Origin of the sequence: Klebsiella sp. 2680 (assembly GCF_900198535.1) — a bacterium.
In the GTDB taxonomy this organism is placed as follows: domain Bacteria; phylum Pseudomonadota; class Gammaproteobacteria; order Enterobacterales; family Enterobacteriaceae; genus Klebsiella; species Klebsiella indica.
On sequence record NZ_FZNJ01000002.1, the window covers coordinates 1,039,467 to 1,062,755 of the forward strand.

General features: G+C 52.2%; 20 protein-coding genes and 1 tRNA gene. 11 read left to right on the top strand and 10 right to left on the bottom strand.

Features of this window, described 5'->3' with window-relative positions:
• Window positions 1-93 precede the first annotated feature (93 nt).
• Window positions 94-378 carry a YfcZ/YiiS family protein gene (locus FN037_RS12170; protein ID WP_138361422.1) on the bottom strand — a complete coding sequence of 95 codons (285 nt, stop codon included), beginning with the start codon at window positions 376-378 and terminating at the stop codon, window positions 94-96.
• 371 nt (window positions 379-749) lie between these two features.
• Here FN037_RS12170 and fadL point away from each other — a divergent pair, with 371 nt between their 5' ends.
• Complete coding sequence (gene fadL / locus FN037_RS12175) at window positions 750-2,114, top strand: long-chain fatty acid transporter FadL (protein WP_185929256.1); 1,365 nt, start codon at window positions 750-752, stop codon at window positions 2,112-2,114.
• Window positions 2,115-2,178: 64 nt separating this feature from the next.
• Here fadL and mlaA read toward each other — a convergent pair whose 3' ends face one another.
• Window positions 2,179-2,940 carry a phospholipid-binding lipoprotein MlaA gene (mlaA, locus tag FN037_RS12180; protein ID WP_142502341.1) on the bottom strand — a complete coding sequence of 254 codons (762 nt, stop codon included), beginning with the start codon at window positions 2,938-2,940 and terminating at the stop codon, window positions 2,179-2,181.
• 256 nt (window positions 2,941-3,196) lie between these two features.
• Between mlaA and FN037_RS12185 the strand changes: the two genes are divergently transcribed.
• From FN037_RS12185 to FN037_RS12225, 9 genes are all read left to right on the top strand, one after another.
• Window positions 3,197-4,087 (top strand): formate/nitrite transporter family protein, encoded by an 891-nt coding sequence (locus FN037_RS12185; RefSeq protein ID WP_142502433.1) that lies wholly within the window; start codon window positions 3,197-3,199, stop codon window positions 4,085-4,087.
• Window positions 4,088-4,155: 68 nt separating this feature from the next.
• Window positions 4,156-4,227 (top strand) — tRNA-Arg (locus FN037_RS12190).
• A gap of 546 nt (window positions 4,228-4,773) precedes the next feature.
• Window positions 4,774-5,799, top strand: a complete 1,026-nt coding sequence (locus tag FN037_RS12195) for an ABC transporter substrate-binding protein (protein WP_142502342.1) — start codon at window positions 4,774-4,776, stop codon at window positions 5,797-5,799.
• The gene (locus FN037_RS12200) at window positions 5,796-6,782 is read left to right on the top strand and encodes a FecCD family ABC transporter permease (protein ID WP_138361426.1); all 987 of its coding nucleotides are present in this window, start codon (window positions 5,796-5,798) and stop codon (window positions 6,780-6,782) included. The genes FN037_RS12195 and FN037_RS12200 overlap by 4 nt, the downstream gene beginning before the upstream one ends.
• On the top strand, window positions 6,779-7,543 hold the full coding sequence (locus tag FN037_RS12205) for an ABC transporter ATP-binding protein (RefSeq protein WP_142502343.1): 765 nt from the start codon (window positions 6,779-6,781) through the stop codon (window positions 7,541-7,543). The genes FN037_RS12200 and FN037_RS12205 overlap by 4 nt, the downstream gene beginning before the upstream one ends.
• Before the next feature lie 2 nt (window positions 7,544-7,545).
• The gene (locus FN037_RS12210; RefSeq protein WP_142502344.1) at window positions 7,546-8,349 is read left to right on the top strand and encodes a class I SAM-dependent methyltransferase; all 804 of its coding nucleotides are present in this window, start codon (window positions 7,546-7,548) and stop codon (window positions 8,347-8,349) included.
• Window positions 8,346-9,200, top strand: coding sequence for a ModD protein (modD, locus tag FN037_RS12215; protein ID WP_138361429.1), 855 nt, complete (start codon window positions 8,346-8,348; stop codon window positions 9,198-9,200). Before FN037_RS12210 ends, modD begins: the two co-directional genes overlap by 4 nt.
• A gap of 30 nt (window positions 9,201-9,230) precedes the next feature.
• Window positions 9,231-11,201, top strand: a complete 1,971-nt coding sequence (locus FN037_RS12220) for a TonB-dependent receptor plug domain-containing protein (RefSeq protein ID WP_142502345.1) — start codon at window positions 9,231-9,233, stop codon at window positions 11,199-11,201.
• 37 nt (window positions 11,202-11,238) lie between these two features.
• On the top strand, window positions 11,239-11,883 hold the full coding sequence (locus tag FN037_RS12225) for an MOSC domain-containing protein (RefSeq protein ID WP_138361431.1): 645 nt from the start codon (window positions 11,239-11,241) through the stop codon (window positions 11,881-11,883).
• A 299-nt stretch (window positions 11,884-12,182) separates the two neighbouring features.
• Here FN037_RS12225 and FN037_RS12230 read toward each other — a convergent pair whose 3' ends face one another.
• The 7 genes from FN037_RS12230 to FN037_RS12260 form a co-directional block, all read right to left on the bottom strand.
• Window positions 12,183-13,010 carry an isochorismatase family protein gene (locus FN037_RS12230; protein WP_138361432.1) on the bottom strand — a complete coding sequence of 276 codons (828 nt, stop codon included), beginning with the start codon at window positions 13,008-13,010 and terminating at the stop codon, window positions 12,183-12,185.
• 109 nt (window positions 13,011-13,119) lie between these two features.
• Complete coding sequence (locus FN037_RS12235) at window positions 13,120-14,490, bottom strand: amidase (protein WP_142502346.1); 1,371 nt, start codon at window positions 14,488-14,490, stop codon at window positions 13,120-13,122.
• Window positions 14,491-14,505: 15 nt separating this feature from the next.
• Window positions 14,506-15,477 carry an ABC transporter substrate-binding protein gene (locus tag FN037_RS12240; RefSeq protein WP_138361434.1) on the bottom strand — a complete coding sequence of 324 codons (972 nt, stop codon included), beginning with the start codon at window positions 15,475-15,477 and terminating at the stop codon, window positions 14,506-14,508.
• Between the two features lie 45 nt (window positions 15,478-15,522).
• A complete protein-coding gene (locus FN037_RS12245) occupies window positions 15,523-16,368 on the bottom strand; it encodes an ABC transporter permease (protein ID WP_142502347.1) in 846 nt (281 codons plus the stop codon).
• Window positions 16,365-17,201, bottom strand: a complete 837-nt coding sequence (locus tag FN037_RS12250; protein WP_138361436.1) for an ABC transporter ATP-binding protein — start codon at window positions 17,199-17,201, stop codon at window positions 16,365-16,367. Before FN037_RS12250 ends, FN037_RS12245 begins: the two co-directional genes overlap by 4 nt.
• A 558-nt stretch (window positions 17,202-17,759) precedes the next feature.
• Complete coding sequence (gene metC, locus FN037_RS12255; RefSeq protein ID WP_138361437.1) at window positions 17,760-18,941, bottom strand: cystathionine beta-lyase; 1,182 nt, start codon at window positions 18,939-18,941, stop codon at window positions 17,760-17,762.
• A gap of 11 nt (window positions 18,942-18,952) precedes the next feature.
• The gene (locus tag FN037_RS12260; RefSeq protein WP_138361438.1) at window positions 18,953-20,233 is read right to left on the bottom strand and encodes an amino acid permease; all 1,281 of its coding nucleotides are present in this window, start codon (window positions 20,231-20,233) and stop codon (window positions 18,953-18,955) included.
• A 271-nt stretch (window positions 20,234-20,504) separates the two neighbouring features.
• On the opposite strand from FN037_RS12260, the gene FN037_RS12265 reads away from it, so the two are divergent.
• On the top strand, window positions 20,505-21,470 hold the full coding sequence (locus tag FN037_RS12265) for a LysR family transcriptional regulator (protein WP_142502348.1): 966 nt from the start codon (window positions 20,505-20,507) through the stop codon (window positions 21,468-21,470).
• A gap of 491 nt (window positions 21,471-21,961) precedes the next feature.
• Here the strand turns inward: FN037_RS12265 and FN037_RS12270 are convergent, their stop codons facing one another.
• Entirely contained in the window at window positions 21,962-23,287 is a 1,326-nt protein-coding gene (locus FN037_RS12270; protein ID WP_138361440.1) for a 6-phospho-alpha-glucosidase, read from the bottom strand.
• Window positions 23,288-23,289 lie beyond the last annotated feature (2 nt).

A 23,289-nucleotide genomic window follows, 5' to 3' on the forward strand; every position in this document is an offset into this window, starting at 1 on the left:
CATTAAGCCAATCGGGGAGGGGAAAAAGTGGGAGCTAAAACACATTGAGCAGGAAAAATAACGCCCCGGTGACGAGGGGCGTGCGGGGGCAGATTAACGCAGGCCGAGCTGGAAAATCAGGGTTTCGGCTTCGCAGCAGAATACAAAGTCGATATCCAGTTTCACACCACCATCCACCTCAGTGAAGGTCGGGGTGATTTTGCACGGCTCGGATTCCACACTACGCGCTCTGGCACTCAATGTCGCGAGAGTTTCTTCTGCTTCGGCACGGTTAGCGAACACGCGGCTCCAGGAAGCGGTGCAATCGGTGTTGTCCATAATGGTGCCAACATCCATACAGCAGCAAACCGGGGTTTCATCAGCACTGCATTTACTCATCGTAGATTTCCTCTGTATATGCACTCAAGGTGCCAGACAATGACTGTGTTTATTTTACGCCCGGTGTATGCCCTCCTCCAGTCGTTAATAGCGACAAATGGGATAAGTGACAGAAATCACACTTAAAAATGATCCAAAACAAAAATACCCTACTTTTGGTATGCGCTTTACCGGCAAATTTGCCAGACAGATCTCGTTTCCAATATAACAATTGAAAAAACTTATAAACAAACTTGCAACATCTCATCTGGTCGGACCTATACTCAGCCAACTGGTCTGATTTCTCTGTCGTAAAGCAGACTCTACACTTCGCGCCTCTGTTACCACATGTAACATTGATTTAATAAAAATGACTCTATGAGGTTATGGGCATGAGCCAGAAAACCCGCGTTACCCAATCTGCCCTTGCAGTGGCTGTAGCAATTGTTTCCACCCAGGCCTGGTCAGCGGGCTTTCAGTTAAATGAATTCTCTTCGTCAGGCCTTGGTCGCGCCTATTCAGGCGAAGGCGCAATAGCCGATGATGCGGGAAACGTCAGTCGTAACCCGGCGTTAATCATGATGTTCGACCGGCCGACATTTTCCGCTGGCGCGATTTTTGTCGATCCCGATGTCAACGTTAGCGGCAGTTCAGCGATCGGTAATGACGCCAGCCAGAAGAATATCGCGCCGACCGCATGGGTGCCCAATCTGCACTTTGTCGCGCCAATAAATGAACAGTTTGGCTGGGGGGCATCACTCACATCTAACTACGGTTTATCCACCGAGTTCAACAATGATTTCGCCGCAGGATCAATGGGCGGGACTACCGACCTTGAAACACTTAACCTCAATCTGAGCGGCGCTTATCGCCTTAACAATCACTGGAGTTTTGGTCTGGGCCTCAACGCGGTGTACGCCCGGGCAAAATTAGAGCGCTATGCCGGGGATTTACCGGATATTATCGGCGCCCAGTTGCCAGAGATGGTGCAATCAGGCGTACTGTCTCCGACCCAGGCGCAAGCAATTGGCCAGCAAGCGGGCGGTATCAGCCGCGACACTCAAATCGCTTATCTGAAGGGCGATGAATGGGGCTTTGGCTGGAATGCAGGGATTTTATATGAGGTCGATAAAAATAACCGCTACGGCTTAACTTATCGTTCTGAAGTCAAAATTGATTTTGACGGGGATTATAAGAGCAGCCTGCCGTCATCCCTTAACGCCATCAATTCCGCCCTGGGGCTGGGTTTGCCCTACGGCACCAACGGTTCCACTATTGGCGGGTCTCTGACGTTGAACCTGCCTGAAATGTGGGAACTCTCCGGCTATAACCGCGTCGCGCCAAAGTGGGCCATTCACTACAGTCTGGCGTATACCAGCTGGAGCCAGTTTCAGGAGCTAAAAGCAACCAAAACCAGCGGTGGAGAAACGTTGTTCTATAAAGACGAAGGCTTTAGAGACTCCTATCGTATCGCTCTGGGGACGACCTATTACTATAACGATAGCTGGACCTTCCGTACCGGTATCGCATTTGATGATAGCCCGGTACCGGCATCTAACCGCTCCATCTCCATTCCGGACCAGGATCGTCTGTGGCTAAGCGCAGGTACGACCTATGCCTTTAATAAAGATGCGTCGGTCGATGTCGGCGTTTCTTATATGCACGGCCAGCATGTCGAATTTGATGAAGGCCCGTATCACTTCAAATCTGAAGGTAAAGCCTGGCTGTACGGTATGAACTTCAACTACCGCTTCTGATCATCTGACGGGACAAAAAGGGTGCGCATGATGCGCACCCTTTTACTTTCGGCAACGGGATTGCTTACTGAGAATCAATGTCTTTAAGATCGCCCTGAATCGCCTGCGCGTTCGGGTTTTCATTCGGCGTCAGTTTGCCGCCGTTGGCAATAAAGTCGTGACGCTGGAAGTAAGCTTCACGCATCATGACATACGGATCGGAAGACTGACGAAGCAATCCGTCGGAATCCAGCAACTGCGCGCGCGTTTCAATCCCCTCAACCATCCATTTACCAATAGACATCGGCCACGTCAGCCAGGAAAGGACCGGGTAGAAATCATCGGCCATATCGCCCCCTTCATCACGAAGAGTAAAACTGCCATAGAATGGCAATTGCATATATGGACCGTAACCAACGCCATAGTGACCCAGTGTACTGCCGAAACGGCTCGGTTCAGTGCGCCGCAGTTTCGGGTTTGCCATCCCAGCCACATCAGCCAGGCCGCCCATTCCAAGAAGCGTGTTCAGGAAGAAACGCGTGAAGTGCACCATCCCGTTATAGGGATCTCCCTTCAGGAAGAAGTTCACCATTATCGCCGGTTCTTCAAGGTTGCTGGTAAAGTTACTCAGGCCGTTACGCGCCGGCTGCGGAACATAGTCACGCCACGCCACGGCGACGGGCCGAAGCACATAGGGATCAACAACATTGTAGTTGAAGTTGAACATGGTGCGGTTAAAACCTTCAAGGGGATCTGAACGCCCCTGCGGTAGATCGCCAGAACCAGAACTGGCGCATCCCACCAGCAATGTAGCGCCAAGCGCAAGCGCCGACAGGCGAAAATTCATAGGTGTCTCCCTGTTAATTTAAGCTATCGCTGGGGGTATCCGGGGACAGCAGCCGCCATCAAGATATCGCCCATAAGCATGTGCCTGCTTTCAGCATAGCCTTCTTTGGCATCATTGTTGCCCCCAGATTCTATACACATTTTGCAATCTCCGTATTGCTAATCTTGTCATTGAGAAGAATTTAGGCGGTTATTCAGCGCCGAATTGCGGAAATCGCTCTACGATTATAATAAAGACAAGTCGCAGAGGAATAATGATGACATCGCGGACTCGCCATGACAGTAAAGAACGGGAAGTTGAAAGCGTTGAAAAACAAAAAGGAGAGGAGATCGAGGTTGATGAAGAGCATCTGCCTTCGCGAGCGATGGCCACGCATGAAGTCATTCGCCAGGAAGGCGAAAAAGAGCTTGAGCGTGATGCGATGGCGCTATTATGGTCAGCCATTGCCGCCGGACTTTCAATGGGCGCCTCACTTCTCGCCAAAGGCATCTTTCATGTGCACTCTGGCGAACTTCCCGGCGGTTTTTTGCTGGAAAATTTCGGTTATTGCTTTGGTTTTGTCATCGTTATCCTTGCTCGCCAGCAGTTATTTACCGAGAACACCGTCACCGCCGTCCTGCCTGTTATGCAGAATCCAACGTTCGGCAATATCGGCCTCTTGTTACGTTTGTGGGGCATTGTGCTCATCGGTAACTTAATCGGCACCGCGATTGCGGCGTGGGCATTCAATGTCATGCCTGTTTTCGATCAACCTACACGTGAAGCCTTCAGCGATATCAGCCTGAAGGTGATGCATAATTCCCCCTTCGAGATGTTCGCCAGCGCGATTATTGCCGGCTGGCTGGTTGCCACTATGGTGTGGATGTTCCCTGCTGCGGGGTCAGCAAAAATTGTCGTCATTATTTTGATGACCTGGCTTATCGCACTTGCAGACACTGCGCATATTGTGGTCGGCAGCGTCGAAATATTTTACCTGGTATTCACTGGGGCGATACCCTGGCAGGAATTTATCTGGCCTTTCGCTCTGCCAACGCTTGCGGGAAATATCTGCGGCGGGACCTTTATTTTCGCCTTACTGAGTCATGCGCAGATCCGTAACGATATGAGCCATGAGAAAAAAGCTCAGGCAAAAACAAAAAAGTGGTGACAGTTTAAGCAGTCAGTGCAGACCTGCTTAACCTGCAAGGGAAAAGACGCTATAATCCCGGCCGCTTCGTCCCCTTAGTTAAATGGATATAACGAGCCCCTCCTAAGGGCTAGTTGCAGGTTCGATTCCTGCAGGGGACACTTTCCACCGTTCACTATTCTCTGTAGTCGTTCGCAGAATTCCCGGCGCTGCAAGGTTTCCATAATATACCCGCATGCCGAAACTCATTAACCGTCACCCAGTGCGGCAGGAAAAAACGGGCCAATAATTAGAAGGCTTATCCAGTGTAATAAACAGTATCGTCCCGCATATTTTTCCGTTTGCTCATGCTATTTATTACACCATTACTTATGCTGACTGGATTAAGACACGATTGAATGACGCATAACTGAATACACCGACCAGACTTCAAGTTGTATGCGCGTTGACAGTCACTCCCCCCTCCCCGGACCTCGCCCTTGCGAGGACAATAAACAGCGTTCACATACGCTCCTCGCTAATTTCCCCGTGTTCTTTCATGAAGTCACGATAGCAAGCGAGTTTCATATCGTTTACCCATCTCATGTCTCCCTCATAGGATAAGCGCCAGCCAATCCCCGTGATTTTTGATCTCACGCAATAGTGCTATCGTTATATATGAAAAGATATAGCGATTTTTTAATCTCTTTGTTTCCGGACAGAAACATATGCCATTTTCCCGCCGTACCTTCTTGCAGGCGCTGGGCCTGGCGCTCTATTTGCCAAACATGAAAGGCTGGGCCGCCCCGAACCTGGATTTTCGACTGGGAAATCTCCCCGCGCCTGCAGCTATCCAGCGTATCGTCAGCGCCGGTGCGCCGGCGGATATGCTGCTGCTTGCCGTCGCGCCGGAAAAGCTGCTGGGATTCTCCTCATTTGATTTTTCGCGCTTTCCTCAGTCTCCGTTACCGCCAGAGATTGCCCGTCTGCGCAAACTGGGCCGTCTCGCCGGGCGCGCCAGCACCCTGTCGCTGGAGGCGCTGGTCGCGCTTGCGCCCGATCTGATTGTCGACTGCGGCAACGCCGATGAGACCTGGATATCGCAAGCCCGACGGATCGGCGCCCGCAGCGGCATTCCCTGGGTCATCATCAGCGGCACGCTGGCGACATCGGCACAGCAACTGTTAACCCTCGGCGAGATCGTCGGCCAGGAGGCGCGAACTCAGCGGCAGGCGACGCTGGCGCAACGCTTTATTAATGAGGCCCTCGCCTTTTCACATTCATCCCGCGCCGCAACCCGTTTCTACGCCGCCCGCGGCGCAAAGGGGCTGGAAACCGGCCTCGCAGGGTCGCTGCATACCGAGGCGGCGGAACTGCTTGGATTGGTTAACGTCGCCCGCGCCGCTGGACGCACCGGACTAAGTCAGGTATCGCTGGAAAATCTGCTGCAGTGGCAGCCGGACATTATCCTGACCCAGGAGGCGGCGACCTGGCGGCATATTACCCAGGATCCGATCTGGCGGGGCATTGATGCCGTGGCAAAAGGCAATGTCTTGCTACTGGACGGGCTACCCTTCGGCTGGCTGGATGCGCCGCCTGGCGTGAATCGTCTGGCTGGTCTGCGTCGCCTGCACGCCTGGCTGGATCCGAAAATACAAGCCACCCTGCAAACCGATCTTACCCGCTATAGCGAGTTGTTCTGGCATGCGGCGCTCTCTCCTCAACGCTACACGGAGCTGATGAATCCAAGATGAAACCCATTAGCCTGAGCTTCACGTTAGTGGCCGCCGCGCTGGTCACTCTGGGCATCGCATTCTTAACCGGCCCCTGGGATCTCACACCTGCGCGCCTTTGCGAACTGCTTTTCTCTTCTTCTCACGCCAACGCACGCGACAGCATCGTATTCTGGCAAATTCGCGTACCAAGAATTGCCGCCGCGTTGATAATCGGCGCCTCGCTTTCCGCCGCCGGAACCGCCTATCAGGGAATATTTCGTAACCCGCTGGTCTCACCGGATATTCTCGGCGTCGCCGCGGGCGCAGGGCTCGGCGCCTGCTTCGCTATCTGGTGGGGCGGCCCGGCGTGGTTTATCCAGCTCTGCGCATTCTTTGGCGGCCTGGCGGTTGTCGGCGGCGTGATCCTTATTGCCCGCACCGCCACCCGCCACGAACCGGTGCTGACGCTGGTCCTGGTGGGGATCGCTTTAGGCACTCTCTGTGGCGCCGGAATATCGCTTATTAAAATTATCGCCGATCCCTATACCCAGCTCCCGTCGATCACCTTCTGGCTGCTTGGTGGGCTGTCGGATATCACCCTCGGCGATCTGACTTTCGCCGCCCCGCTGATGGTTATTGGCTGTCTGCCTTTATGGCTGCTACGCTGGCGGCTCAATATGCTGACCCTTTCCGACGATGAAGCCCGCGCGCTGGGGATGAATATCGCACGCCTGCGGCTGATTATTGTGTTATGCGCCACGCTCGTCACCGCCAGCGCGGTCGCGATTGCGGGCATCATCGGCTGGGTCGGCCTTATCGTTCCACATATTGGCAGGCTGCTCACCGGAAGTAATCATCAGCGCCTGCTGCCGGTGGCGATGGCGCTGGGAACGATTTTACTCCTGTTAACCGACACCCTTGCCCGCAGCGTGAGTACCACTGAGATCCCGCTCGGTATCCTCACTTCATTTATCGGCGCGCCGTTCTTCCTGGCGCTGCTGCTACACCGGAGCCCGCTATGACGCTACTCGTAGTCGATCACGCCAGCGTTGGCTATGCCCGGCGCACGGTATTGAGCGATGTCTCATTCACCCTGTCCGCCGGGACAATTTGCTGTCTCCTGGGGGCGAACGGCGGCGGTAAAACGACGCTGATGCGCAGTATTCTCGGCCTGCTTGCGCTTTGCGGCGGTGAAATAACACTTGACGGTATCGCCATCAGGCAGATGTCGCCGCGCGAACGCGCATGCGCGATGGCCTGGGTTCCGCAGGCCCACGAGGGCGCATTTGCTTTCAACGTCATTGATATGGTGCTGATGGGCCGCAGCCCGCACCTGAATACCTTCACCCAACCCACTCCCCGCGATCGCGAGATCGCCCTGACCCAGCTTTCATCACTTGGGATTGCCCATCTCGCCGGACGCAGTTGGTCAACGCTTAGCGGCGGCGAGCGTCAGTTGACGTTAATCGCCCGCGCCCTGGTCCAGCAACCGCGGCTGCTTTTGCTGGACGAGCCCGCGTCAAGCCTCGACTTTGGTCACCAAATCCGGCTCCTTGACGTCCTGCGTCAGCTAAGGCAACACGGGGTTACGCTGCTGATGGCAACGCACCACCCCCTGCACGCGCGGGTTGTCGCCGATCAGGTCATTCGGGTTGAAGCAGACGGTCGCGTCAGCAGCGGCGCACCACAAGAACAACTGCGCGCCAGCGCGCTCGCTGAGCTATACGGCGTGACACCCGCGCAGATCCACCACCACCTGGGTCACTCTTATTTTCAAGGATAATTATGCTCATTGACGATATTGATTTTGCCGAACTCTACCGCCAGCAGCTTAAGCTTGCCGGGCGAACCGAAAAATCCCCCGCGCACTGGGACGCCCGCGCGGAAAAAATGGCCACGGACTGCGCCCGCCCCACCGATAGTTACCTGCTGCAGTTGCTGGAGAAAATCGATTTAACCGGCGCCGATAGCCTGTTTGATATGGGTTGCGGCCCAGGCACCGTCGCACTGGCGCTGGCCGATCAACTGACCCAAGTGCACGGTGTGGATTACAGTCAGGGTATGCTGGAGGTGGCTCAGCGCCGCGCCGCACTTCAGAACATCAACAACGCCCAGTGGCACCGCCGGGCGTGGGAAGCGTCATGGGACGACCTTCCACGTTGTGATATCGCCGTGGCTTCGCGCTCCACGCTGGTCAGCGATATGCACGCCGCCATGGATAAACTTAATCGCCAGGCCAGGCTTCGCGTTTATACGACGCATCTGGTCAGTCCCTGGTTTATGTCGCCCGCTATCCAGCGCGCGCTGGGACGCGATGTGGTTGAGCTGCCGAACTATATCTACGCGCTGAATGTGCTGTATCAGATGGGTATCCATGCGCGCGTCGATTTTATTCGCGGCCCTAATTGTCAACAGGACAATAGCACTTTCGAACGTTTCGAAGAGAACGTGAAGTGGACCCTTGGCACGCTTGACGATGACGAACGCGATCGCCTTCAGCACTGGTATCGCCAGCAGGATCCACAGCAGATCGCGCCGCCGACCCGCGACTGGGCGCTGATCTCCTGGCAATGCAGGAGCGCATCATGATCTATTTTCCCCAGGCTCTTACCGATAGCTGGCTGATGGAAGATATCGGCGGCGGCGATTTGACGACCCGCGCGCTGGCCATTAGCGAACGGCCAGGCGTCATGGTATTTCGCCATCGACAGGGCGGCTGCATAAGCGGCATCGCCCCGGCAACCCAGATGCTACGCAGTCTGGGTTTAACGGTTTCGCAAACGCAGCGTGATGGCACCCGGGTGGCCGCAGGCGATATTTTACTGTGCGCCAATGGCAGCGCCGACGCGCTGCATCAGGGATGGAAAGCGGTACAAAATGTGCTCGAATGGAGCTGCGGCGTTTCGGCTTATATGGCGCAGATGCTGGACATGCTTCATCAGCGTCTGCCCAATGGTCATATTGCCTGCACCCGTAAAGCCATTCCCGGCACGCGACTATTAGGAACGCAGGCGATCGTCGCCGCTGGCGGGCTGATTCATCGCGCGGGCTGCGCGGAAACGCTACTGCTTTTCGCCAACCATCGCCGCTTCCTCAGCAACGGAAACGACTGGCATTCAGCTATCCAGCAGTTGCGGCAAAGTTCGCCGGAAAAAAAGATCGCCGTCGAAGCTGATAACGTCGATGAGGCGATCGCCGCGCTGAACGCCGCGCCGGATGTGTTGCAACTGGATAAGTTTACGCCGCAACAGGCCAGCGACATCGCGCAACAGGCGGCACGCCTCGCGCCGCACTGCACGCTGGCGCTCACCGGCGGCATTACCTTAAGCACGCTTCCCCATTATCTCGATTGTGGAATCGAACTGTTCATCACTTCGGCGCCGTGGTTCGCACAGCCAGCCGACATTCAGGTCAGTATGCAGGTGGAAAGTTCGCAATAAAAATAAATAAGCCAAAATGGAATGATAAAAATGAACGTCAGGAACAATATTATTTATACCGCTCTGGGTTTAGGCATCAGTCAGGCTGCATGTTCAGCAGCCGCGGAGGAGTCAATGACCGTGTGGTCGAGCCCGGCCCCGGCGGCTACGACCACGATTCTCGGGCAAGAGACCATACAGTCGCTGGATAAGAACGATGTCGCGCATGCGCTCTCAGTCGTACCCGGCGTGGTATTACAAAAAGCGGGTAGCCGTAACGAACTGCAGGTGAAAGTTCGCGGTTTTGACGGTCGTCAGGTACCGGTATTTTTTGACGGTGTACCAATTTATGTCCCTTACGACGGCAATCTCGATCTCGGGCGTTTCCTCACTTCCGACATCGCATCGGTCGAGGTCTCTAAGGGTTACTCTTCTTTGTTGCAAGGGCCGAATCAAATGGGCGGCGCAATAAATATTACCACCCCGCGCCCCGCTAAACCTTTCGAGGCCAGCGTCGGCTATCGCCAGGGCTGGAGCCGCAGCAAAGACAATGCCTTCGATACTCACGCTTCGCTCGCAGCCAGCAACGACCTTGGCTATATCCAGCTTAGCGGCAGTCGTCTCAAGCAGGATTTCCTCGGCCTGCCGCATGGCGTCCGCAATGCCATCGCCGGTGAAAATGGCAAAATGGTCAATTCCGCCAGCGATGACAAGCGCGGCATCATCAAGCTTGGCTTCACGCCGCGTGCCAGTGATGAATACGCGTTCACTTATATTAAACAGGACGGTGAAAAGCAGAACCCACCGTATGCCGGAACCAGCAGCCAGAAATCGCGCTACTGGCAGTGGCCGAAATACGATAAGGAAAGCTACTACTATCAGGGCACGACTCATCTTACCGACGCCTTTACCCTGAAAAGTCGCCTGTACCACGATACCTTCAAAAATACGCTACTGATGTACAACAGCCTTGCGGATCTTAAAAATAAAAAGGGCAACTACAGCCGCTACGACGACTACAGTACCGGCGCGGGCTTACAGCTGTCTGCCGACCTTCTCGATAGTGACCAGCTCTCGCTGGCGGTAAACTGGAAAGATGACGTGCATCGCGAAAAGAGCGCACTAAATGGCCCTTACGATCGCTATCAGGATCGTACCTGGTCGGTTGCTGGCGAATATCAATGGGCCGCCGCCGATGACCTCGATATCGTTGTCGGCGTCAGCTACGACTGGCGTAATAGTCTTGAGGGTAAGAAGCACGAAAATAACGGCAGCGTCACCCATTATGACAGCAACAGGCAAAACGCATTTAACTGGGAAACCATGGCCCGCTACCATTTCGCCAGGCAGGATACCCTCGCGTTGTCCTGGTACGATCGTACCCGTTTCCCGACGCTCAAGGAGCGCTACACCACCTCGAAACCGGCAAAAGACCAGATCGCGTTGGTCAACCCGCACTTGAAACCGGAACGCGCTCGCGGCGTAGACCTCACCTGGAACGGCCATTTTAACGATCGCTGGTCCTACGAAATAAGCACCTGGTACAACCGGGTCAGCGATGCGATTCTGGCGATCAATATTGACGATGACACGGTGCAGAACCAGAACAGCGGCCGCGTTGACTACCGCGGAATCGATGCGGGTATTAAAGGCTCGCCGCTGGCGATGCTGGATGTCGGACTGAGTTACAGCCTGATTCATGCCGACGCCAAACGTCAGGCGGCGGGAAAAGTCACCGATCTGCCAAATCAAACCTTAACCGCCTGGCTGACGCTGAAGCCAACGGAATCGCTACGCGTAACGCTGTCGGAAGAGGCGCGATCGTCCAGCTACAGCAACAGCGATGGTTCCCAGCGGGCAGCAGGTTTCGCCATCACTCACCTGCGCGCGGATTACGCTATTGGCCGCGGCTTTAGCATCAACGCTTCAGTCAACAACCTCTTCGATACCCGCTATTACTACAGCGAAGGATTTATTGAAGAGGGGCGCAACGTCTGGGCCGGTGTGGAATATAAATTTTAAACGCGGTTCCGCGCAGCGGAACCCCCGGGAGTCAATCATGAATACAGATTTTTCGGTCAGGCTACAGGCTATTCTGGGCAATCAGCGCCAGGCTGATGGTTCGCAGCGCAAAATAGTGCTGCGCGGTCGGGTACACCTCAGCAAGCACGGACTGGAAGCAGAGAACGGTATCCAGGAACATTTTTCAGATCCGGACTGCGCGCTGATGCATTACGCGCTGGAACATTACGATTTCTGGCGCGAACGTTACCCGGCGCTGGGTGGCCAGGCGCTCTACACCGGGATCTTCGGCGAGAACTTTTCCACTCGCGGAATGACGGAAAATGATGTCTGCCCGGGAGATGTTTTTCGCCTCGGTAGCGCAGAAATCCAGGTCTCCTGGGGCAGAGTCGCCTGCCAGACTATGGCCGGGCGGCTGCAGGATCCGAATGCACCGACGATCATGCATCGACAGTCGCGCAACGGTTGGTTCTATCGGGTTGTGACGCCGGGGGAAGCCCGTTGCGATGATACCTTTATTCTTATCGATCGCCTCGCCGACGGCTGGCCGCTCAGTCGGGTACAGCGTATGGTGTTTGATAACCAGGGCAGCGATGAAGAGTTACTGGCGCTGTCGGCAATGCCGTTTCTTGCCGCCCCCTGGCGGGCGTTAGCGATGCAGCGCCTGAATAATGAAGCTTGATATTTGCCCTTTGTGTGCCAATTCCACTCGTACAGGCGCGTCACGCGCCTGGTAACCGTTCAATGCTTATGCCAACATGAAAGGTGAAACAGAAGACTTTTATTCAGCCACAGCGCCTGCCTTCATTAAGGTGACGGTCACCGCAACCGGTACGCCGACAGGGAAAAACGAGACGACTCACACTTGCGCGACATAACCGGTCTGATGAGCAATCATAGACAGCACCCCGGATAAATATGGCCACTGATACTGAATGTCGAGGAGAAATCACAACACAATCAGAGAATTAATGACATGCATCATTCACTCAACTCATCGGGCTGGCAATGACGCATTGTTGATTCACCCGGCGCGAATGGTAAAGTCGTCAGCCACCCGGACACCTCTTCAAGACTTAATACATCAGCATAGCGGGCATTAAGATCCAGCAAGGTGAAATCAAGCAATGACTGGCTGCGATCGCCAATCACTTCGCGGGGCACCATCACATGGAACCCCATCTGAAACGCCTCAATGGCGGTAGCGCGAATACTGCCGCTGGCGGTAACGCCCCCCAGAATTATGGTATCGATGCCCTGCTGTTTTAGCCACGCCTCCAGATTATTACCATAAAAGTCAGAGACATAACACGTTGTATGGTTGCGCGAAAAGGGCGCATCCGCCAGCGCCTCATCGATCTGGTTGAGGTAGGCATCTTCTGTCAGCCTGGTAATAAACGGGTATTTTTTCCCCCACAGCCAGGAAAATGCATGTTCAGGACGATAAATTGTGCGAGTAAATATCGTTGGTAGCCCACGCTGCGCCGCAAGCGTCAACAACCGATGCAAGCCTTGTTTATCAAACGGGGTATCAATCGCCAGCGTCGAACCGGAATCCATGTAGGCGTAGGTAACATCCCGCACCAAAATCGCCGCCTTGCTACCAAAGCCTATCTTGTGGGCAAAACCCGTCTGCGTGAAAACCCGCTGAATCTCGTCCGCAAGGTAACGACGCTGACCGCCTGGGGTATAAACGACCTTCAGCCCATAGGTTTTGACCTCCCCGTTTTCTTCCAGTCGACGCAACGTGCTGGCAGAGATCCCCAGCATTTTCGCCGCATCAGAAACCGTCAATAATTTATCGTACATGACATATCTATCCCATTGACCGGAAAAGTAGCTGTATACCAGACCGGTGCGTCCTGTGGTCTCATCGCGTGACGCTTTTCTGACGGAGGCGCCACGCAGTTATCAACCATTATACCTGACAGAGTGGCGGCAGACAGGCATGCCAGTCTGTGATCTGTTGATACAGCATGCCTAAATCCACCAGCGCCTGCTCATTACCGTGACGGGAAACCCACTGTATGCCCATTGGCATTCCCGTTGAGGAAATGCCCACCGGCAGCGCCAACGTCGGTACGCCCGCGTTGGTAAACGGCATATTGTAAGCAGGAGACCCGGTGGCCGCCAGGCCATAGGGGGCCAATGTCGGCGTTGCTGGCGTCATCAAGATATCCACGTCATCGAACAACGCCGCCAGCTCATGGCGATAACGCCTTCTCACCTGCTGCGCCTGCAAGTATTCCTGCGCGGAGATCGCGAGCCCCTGTTGCAGGAATTCCTGCAAATACGCACCAAACAACATCGGCTTCTGTAAGAAGGTGTCCTGATGATACGCTGCGCACTCCGCCTGCATCACAATATGGTGGGCGCGGCAAGCTGCATCGAAGCTTTGCGGAAGCGCAATACGTTTGAGCTTAACACCTCGCCCGGCGAGATCATCCATTGCCTGCAGACAAGCGGCGCCAATTTCATCATCCACATCAGCATAATAGGGATGCTCCACGATCCCCACGCTGTAATCGTGATTTTCACGCAGCTGCAGCGGCGTATAGGGCAAGGAATGCGTAGTGTCATCACGACCATCCGGGCCGGAAAGCGCATTAAACACCAGTACCGTATCCTCAACCGTATGAGTAAAAGCGCCAACGTGATCCAGCGACCAACTGGCGGGGATCACTCCCGCCTTGCTGATACGCCCATAGGTCGCTTTCAGTACCGTCACACCATTGAATGCCGCCGGACGAGACAGCGATCCGGCAGTTTGTGTACCCAATGCCATCAGCGCCATTCGTGCGCCGACGGCGGCAGCCGATCCGCTACTTGATCCGCCGGGCGTATGCGCCGGGTTCCAGGCATTGCCCGTCTTCGGCGGCGTGCCCAGATTAGCAAATTCGGTGGTCGTCAGTTTCCCCAGCAACAAAGCGCCCTGACTCTCAAGCCTGTCGATCACGCTTGCGTTTTCCCTGGAGATATGACCTTTCAGTACCTTTGATCCCCCTTCGGTCGGCAAACCGCGGGTATGAAAAATGTCCTTCGCGCCATAAGGAATACCAAACAGCGCAGGCTTGCAGGCAATGGCGTCCATCTGCTGGTCCAGGTCAAGGGCGCGCTGACGCGCCCCCGCTGTATCAAGGTAACGCCACGCGTTGACCTCGCCGTCACGCTGCTCGATACGCGCCAGAAAATGGCTTAACAGCTCGCTCGGAGAAATCTTGCGCGCCGCCAGCTGCCGCCGGGTAGCGGCAATCGTGGCAAAGGGCGAGGTATCCAACACTTTCTTCATCCACTCATGTCCCTGTTATGGTCTGGCAGCAAACTGACCGTCAACGATTTGCGTATAAGGCATATCCTGCGTGATATTGCCGACAAACTTCTGAATATTAATCGCGGTTGTAAATGCTTCAGGAGAAATGACCGCGTTGGCGGGATAGACGTTGCTGTCGATCATCCGCTGTACCGCCGCATCCACCACGCTGCCGTTCAGTCCGGCAAATTCCTCGCGTGCCACCTGTTTGGCAACATCGGGATGCTGATGGATAAACGCCAACGATTCATTGATAGCTTTAACAAAGCGCGCAACCAGTTGCGGATTATCGGCAATCATTTTCTCCGAGGTATTAATGGTGGAGAACGCATACTCCGGGTAGTCACGCGTAAAATCATAAATCACTTTCAACCCTTGCCCTACCCCCTGATCCGCCTGAGGTTCATACACCACGGCAGCATCCGCGCGGCCCGCTAACAACGGTCCCAGTTCCGAACCATTTTGTACTTCGTTAATTTCCACATCCGTCTTCGGATTCAATCCGTTCTGACCTAGCAAGCGTAACAGCAGCGTATTCGACGTCCCTGGCGCCAGGCCAACGACCACCCGTTTGCCTTTTAAATCCGCCGGTGAAGAGAATTTAAAATCTGGTTTAGCCACAATCCATACTGGCGCACTGTTAGCCACCGCGCTGACGGCTTTGGCCTTGCCCCCTTTTTGTTGAGCGAATCCGACATGCTCCGGGCCATGTACGGAAAATTGCGCTTCACCAGACAGCACCGCCGCCAGCGCCGTTGGTCCTGACCCCGCTGAGCGAATCGACGTGACGTCTATCTGGTTTTTTTCGAAAAATCCCTGGTGTCTGGCAACATAAACCGGCAGATACAGTAAAGAGTGAAATGCTTCGGTCACCAGTACGCGATCGGGCTTCGCATCAGCCGCTGATGCATTGACAGAACAAGCGGTAAACAGCGCCGCGCACACCCATGCAACGATTTTATTCATTTTACTTTCCTTCTTAAGGCGTTAAGGAACTACGGAACGGTACCCCTAGCGATGCGTTTGCTGACGTTCCCAGGGCAGTAACCAGCGTTGTAGTTGAACCACGACCAGATAGAGCACAATGGCAACAATCAGCAACGCAAAGACGCCAACCCACACAACGTTGAGATTGAAAAGGTTGCCGGCAACGAAAATCATTTTCCCCAGGCCGTAATCGGAGGAGATGAACTCACCGCCGATATCGGCAATCAGGGCAAAACCGATGTTTAGTCGAAAAGCCGCGATAATCCACGGCAGGGTCGAAGGCACCACCACCTTACGAAAAATCTGGTTACGGTTAGCCCCCAGGGAACGCATCAGGTTTACCTGGCTATCATCAATTTGGTGTGTGCCTTGCCATGCGGAGAGTAATGCCACGACATAGGTCGCGATAAAGGCCAGCGCAATTTTGGAAAACAGCCCGGAACCAAACCAAATGATGATGATCGGCGCCAAAGCGATCTTCGGCAGGCTGTTGAGTGCAATGAAAAAAGGATCGAGAATACGTGCCAGCATTGGTGTATGCCACAACAAAAGCCCCGAAAATGAACCGAGCAAGCTGCCCAGCACAAATCCCGTTACGGTGGCATATACCGTGACATAGGTATTTTGTAACAGTTCACCATTCGCCACCAGACGTACAAATTCCTGCCAAATCCCCGCTGGCGATCCCATCAGAAAGGCATTTACCACACCGGTATTCACCCCTAGCTGCCACAGAGCGACAATGACGACGAGGAGCAATACCCGGCAACCATTATCCCGCAATAGTGACAGCCAGCGCTTTGTGCGCTGACGTCCCTGGCGTGCGCGATCCGAGGCAGTTTTACCAACAACAACGGCGGATTTACTCATGCATGTTCCCCCAGTTGGATATCCATATCAGCCCAGATGGCATCGAAGAAGGTCTGGAATTGAGGATCTTTACGGGCGCCCATGGCAGAGCCGTGCCGCCTGGCAAGGCCAATATCGTAGGTTTTTTTGTTCCAGGTTGGTCGCTGAGACATCACCGCAATACGATCGGACATGGCAATCGCTTCACCAATATCATGGGTGATCAACACCACGGTTTTTCTGTATTCGTTGAGGATCGTCAGGATTTCCTCTTCCAGTACCAGCCGGGTTTGGTAGTCCAGCGCAGAGAACGGCTCATCAAGCAGAATGATGTCAGGATCAATGACCAGGGTACGGATCAGTGCTGCGCGTTGCCGCATTCCCCCTGAAAGCGTGGCGGGATAAGCGTGGGCAAAATCACCCAGCCCGTATTTATCCAGGTATGTCATTGCCCGTTCATGCCGCTCCTTCTTCGGCATCTCGTTAATTTCCAGACCGAGACAAACGTTATCCAGAATAGTACGCCACGGAAACAGCAGATCCTTTTGCAGCATGTAGCCCACACGCCCTTTACCGGGCATGGCATAGTACGGATCGAACACTTGAATGTCGCCCGCCGTCGGAGGCAACAGCCCCGCGATAATGTTAAACATCGTGGTTTTGCCGCAGCCACTGGGCCCGACAATGCTGATAAATTCCTGGTGATAAATATTGAGGGAAATATCTTTGATAACGTCTACTGCGTTATCGTCATGATCTAAAAACTGCTTTTTTACGCCTTTCATGGCAATCGCTACCGCAGGGGCGGCAGGATCGCCAGAAGGCATTTTTTCTCTTGCTGGTGAAAGGTTCATCTTACACTCCGGACTAACAGTATTTCCGACCCTCAAAAACGCCAGGCCGGATAACAGGGATGTCGATTGCGCGCACTTCACCGTGCAATAACTTGTCAAACTTGTCTAATACGACAAACTTATCAAACTTGTCATTCTTCCCATAATTATCCTTCCGTTCGACCGACATGCTGAGCGTAACCCGGCCAGCCCGGTGCACTGCATCAACTTTTCTTCACCGCCATGCCCGATGCCCCCGGGAGGGCGCAAAAGCGATACGCGACGCAATAACCTCCTTAAGAAGAGGGATATACCGGAGAATAAGCGCTACGCGCATACCATCAGGCCTGCGGGGAGTGGAGATGAACGGGCTATTGGCAGATTCGGCTGCGACAGATGACCTGTACCGCTCAATGCCCAGGCGCTGAAGGTCGTTAGGTAATCATCAGGGAGGAAGAGAAAAAATGGGGGCCAGGCGCCAGAAACGCGCTCTGATTGCCTGCGGAGGAGAATGCTTGCGACAATTCCCCCCACTGTATCGGCGAGACGCTCTCGCGCAGAGACAGTGAGGGGAATAAATTACCGGTTAGACAAACGCTTCAGACCTTCTTTTAAGTCATATTTCAGGTCGTCCATATCTTCCAGACCAATCTGCAGTCGTAGCGTCATCCCCTCCGGTTTCCATGCCGTTGCCGTTCGGTATTCCGCACAATTAAAAGGAATGATGAGACTTTCAAATCCGCCCCAGGAAAACCCCATACAAAAAATGCGCATGTTATCAAGCATGTCATCAACATTATCCTGGTTGAAGCGGGCATTAAGTACAATGGAGAATAGGCCTGTTGAACCGGTAAAATACTTTTTCCAGTTTTCATGGCCCGGGCAGTCTTCAAACGCCGGATGCAGCACCCTGCTGACTTCTGGTTGACGCTTTAACCAGTCAGCCATTTCCAGACCACGAGCTTCCGCCTCTTTTACCCTCAGATGCATAGTTCGCAACCCACGTAACGCCAGAAAACAGTCTTCAGCACCTGGCAGCATCGCCATCGCATCATACGTTTTACGTAATGCCGGCCAGTGAGAATCATTAGCAGACACTAACCCCATCAGCAAATCGGAATGACCGCTGAGATATTTCGTGCCGGCCTCGACGGACAAATCAATGCCATGCGCATGCGCGTTGAAAAACAGAGGCGTGGCCCAGGTATTATCAATTATCGTGCTGATATTGTGTCGTTTAGCCACCGCGACAATCGCCCCGATGTCCTGCACCTCAAAACTTTGCGACCCCGGACATTCAAGCAGGATTACGCGGGTATTTTCCTGGATGAGCGCTTCGATATCCGTTCCGATCAGGGGATCGTAGTACGTTACGGAAACGCCATATTTCGACAGCAGCGTGTTACAGAAATTGCGGGTTGGTCGGTACACGGAATCCGTCACCAGAATATGATCGCCCGCACTGGTGACAGAGAATAGCGCCAGCGCCAGTGCGCCAAGACCGGATGGAGAAAGAACCGTCCCGGCTGAATCACAAAGCGAGGACCAGGCCATTTCTAAATTTTCAATCGTGGGCGTACCGGATGTGCCGTAAGAAAAGCGGGCTCTTTTATGTCGGATATCATCACAGCTTTTGTAGACCACTGTCGACCCGCGATATACAGGCGCATTGACAAATCCGTTCTGTTCATCAGGGTTTCGTCCCAACATTGCTAGTTGTGTACTCATCTTGAATTTTTTCAGTTCTGCATTGTGTTTCATCAGATAGCCTTCTACTCAAATAATTTGAAAAAAGGTGACAGGCAGAGCAACAGTCCCGTTCCTGAGATAAACAGGACCCGCCAGGAATAATATTTTTTAAGCTGTGGGACTTTAAACACCAGATAGCATGGAATAATACACGAAACAATTCCATAAACCGGCGCCCCTATCTGTTGTAACAGCAGAACAGGAAAGTGTGTGAGTACCCATGCCCATAGCAGAAGAACAATAAAGACTGAAACGCCGATACTCACAGCAGTTTCATTAATTGCCTTTTCATCGATAAACCGGGACAGTACATTGACCACTATTCCTTTCATCGCCTCCTGAAAACCGAGGAAAATGCCAAAAAAGGCCGTCACGATAGCGAAAATATTCAGCAGGATAGACATCACTCTCACCATTTCCCCAGGAATAACTTTTGCAACAATGGCCATTGCGGAAATATTATTTTGAGCTGCCTCAACCGCCTGCTCATGGCTCAGGGAAAAGGTAAACGAAAACGCGAAGAAAAGCACAGAGCAAACGAGTATTCCATAAGCTATCCGACTCGCTCTTAACGCTCGCAGAGTGGCAATTTTAGGATCTGCTTCTACTTTCCTGAACGCGACATTCATCGGACTAAGAATCTGAACAAAAAGGATAGAGAACAATGTAAAAGGCAGCGTCAGAACAGTACCTGTCAGGAGTTCTCCAACAGGCGGCAAATTGCTAATGTTGCGCATATCCCAGTGCGGAATCATTACCATACCTAACAGCACAACCACCGCCAGTTTTACCACCACCATCGGGCCTGAAACTTTGAAAAGTAATTTCTCACCTTGCGCCGCAATGCTTACCAGTAAGGCCAGGACCACCAGCCCATACCACCACTTATCCGACAGCATCTCCGAGGTCACGCCAAATGTCTGGAGATACGATGCACTGTCAAATGTTGCTGCAAGTGAATAGGTTAACATCCCTTTAAGCAACATAATAAAATACGTCACACCGAGGAAAAACCCCCAATTCTTACCTAAATAATAGGTAATAACACCAGAGTAATCTTTACATTCCGGGCTTTGTGATAAAGTTTTAAGGTAAAGTGACTGCATCATATAGAGTGCAGGATAGGCAATCAGAACCGATAAGGAAAAGACCCAAATTCCTTTTAAACCAATCTGTACAGGCAGAAAAATAATCCCACCACCAATGGCCATACCAATACAAAGAATAATCCATCCGACATCATACGTTGTAAAAGGTATTTTCTGTGAAATCATTCCTTCTGAAATATCAGCGTTATTATTCATGATGTTACCATTATGTTAGTTAAACAAGAAACATCTACATTTCTACATAACCACAGCGAATTATTTAGTGCTAATAACAAAACAGGATTTTGTGATCGGAATGGAATAATTATATTATTGTTGAATAACATACAACTCATTAGTGAATTAAAGAGAATAATATCGCCAGGATAAAATAACTTTCTGTTTTGTGATTTCTCAATCATTTAACAACATTGCGTAATTAATGATTTTTGATACACTCAATCACAGGAAAGAGGAGGATCACAATGTGTTAAACTCAGGTACATTAAGTCAGTTAAGCGTCTTTGTGAGGATCGCCGAAACAAGGAGTTTCACCAAAGCCGCCAGAGAACTGGGGCTATCTCGTTCAGCGGTCAGCAAAAGTCTGTCAAAACTCGAAGAACAACTGGGTACCCAGTTAATACAAAGAACAACCAGAAATATCTTTATTACCGAGCACGGTGAGGCCGTTTTTAATCGCGCGATTACTCTGCTGGAAGAATGCGAAGATATGTTTTCAAAAGTTCGTAGTTATTCTGAGCCGGAGGGACATCTGAAGCTATCCTGCTCGGTAGCCTATGGTTCAAAAGTTCTTCCGGATCTGATTACAGCTTATCAGATGAAATATCCCCGTGTGAAATTCCATATTGATTTGAATGACAATATAATTAATTTATCAGAAACCAATTTTGATATGGTATTGAGGATAACCCGGAAACTCACTGAAACGGAATGCCACACTTATATCGGAGAAATTAACTGGATATATTGTTGCTCCCCTCAATATCTCTCCGGAAAACCCGCAATAAAAACGCCCAATGATTTGACCCAACATCGCTGCATCACCAATCTGGTTATGTCCTACCATGATAACTGGGTATTTTCAGGTAGCAACGGAGAGATCATGGTTCCCGTTGATTCGGTTATAACCTCTAATTCCAGCCTGACGTTATTAAGTATATTACTAAATCATAATGGTGTTTCATGCATTCCAGATTACCTGGCTTCTTTATATATTAAAAAAGGCGCACTGGTTCATATACTGCCAGAGTATCACGCAGGACTTTCTCATTATTTATATGCAATCAGAAAGAGAACAAGATATATTAATCCATTAACAATGACATTCATTGAGCATCTCAAAAAAGAATTAACCACACCAGATAAACGCCCCAATAATGACGTTAATGATTTACCGACAGAAACACGTTTTCTCAGACGTAAAATGGATTAAAAACCTGATTCCCGAAGTAGCGTCTTCCCTGGCGCTGACTGCCATAGTTCATCAGTATGAAATATACTATAAGCTGTAGTTTCAATATTTTTCTTTAATTGATGACGCACGAAACGTTACATTTTATTCTCCGGGCCATGTGCCTTCACTCATTTTTCCGTTATCCTGAAGCTGAACGCCCCAGATAACTGACAAAACTCAGTTACAAGAAAATAGACCGGGGATTGTCAATAAATAAACAAGGAAATCCAGCTGATTGATTTCGGCTGATACTCATCAGGATGGGGAAAACGTGTTTCCCCCTCTTTAGAGCCTATCCCACCAGGCGTTATTGGCGCAGCCAGTTTGAATACGGCCAGCGCGGAAGAACCGGAGCGTACACGTAGTACGTGAGGATTCTGAGCACTGCCCAGGTTCAAAATGACAAGCAAAATAGCCCTAATGGGATAGGCTCTTAGCAATAAGCACAGAAGTCCGCAGGCCCAGTTCGCTTATTTTAATTCCGGCCAATACTCTCTGTTAGCCTCAATTAATGCATCGAGTACTTTACGCGCTTTTTTAGCATCAATAATCGTCCGGTTTAACGTCAGCGCCTGGAGAGCTTTGGCATAGGATCCTTCAAACCAGGCTTCCACCGTCAGGCGTTCATAAGCAAATTGCTGTTCGATCATCCCTTTGTAGAACGTCGGGATTTTCCCCACGCCATACGGACGAGGACCGTTGCAGCCGACTTCAGCCGTTAGCTCAACCATGACATCGTCATCCAGGTTCTCGACCAGGCCGTTGTTCGGCACCATAACGATGAATTTCTTTTTCAGGTTAAACGCGATAGCTTCCGCCAGCTCAACGATCATGTCGCCATGCGCGTCATTATGCACAACATGCACATTTCGTGTTGTCCCTTCCGCGACCGCCGTGCGACACTCTTCAAAGACTCTTTTTTCCCGACCATTGATCACTTCATTGGCACGGGTGAAGTTCGGATCGAGTCTGGAGAATTTATACTCCGGATAGAGATAGTATTGCAGATAGGTGTTGGGCAGATAATCCGGGAAATCGCGCAGCATATCCGCCACCAGCGCGTAAGTATCCAGCCACGACTGGTCACGTTGCTCAGCATCAGCCGGTATAAAACCATTCTTCGCGATATAGGCCTTCAACTCAGGAACCAGATCGTAGCCATTTTCGTCGTACAGGTGGGTAAACCAGCCGAAATGATTAAGACCGAAATAGACCGGGTCAAAAGTCCCCGGATCACGCCCTAACAGGCGACCGTATGAACGAAGCAGGTTAACGGGCTGGTCGCAAATATTCAGAATACGGTCATCATCCGGGAAACGTTTGTTGAGCGCATCAGCTACAATTGCCGCCGGGTTGGTGTAGTTCAGGATCCAGGCATTCGGTGAACGGGAGCGAACCTTTTCCACCAGCGCAATCATGTCGCGAATAGAGCGCATACCATAAGCAAACCCACCCGCACCACAGGTCTCCTGGCCAATCACACCCAGGCTCAGCGGAATTTTTTCGTCTTTCTCACGCATGGCATACCCGCCAGTGCGCATCTGGCAAAAGATAAAATCCATATCGCTGAACGCCACATTTTCATCCCCGGTATACATAAACTCCAGCTCCGGGTACTCTTCACGAAACAACACCCTGGCATATTCGCCAATCACCTTCTGGCGTTCTTCATTCACATCGAACATCACCAGTTTCTTTAACGGCAGACGCATTTTCAGTTTACATAACGCCTTTAATAAACCCGGCGTCCATGTAGACCCTCCCCCAACCAATACAATATTAAATGCAGTTTTCATAT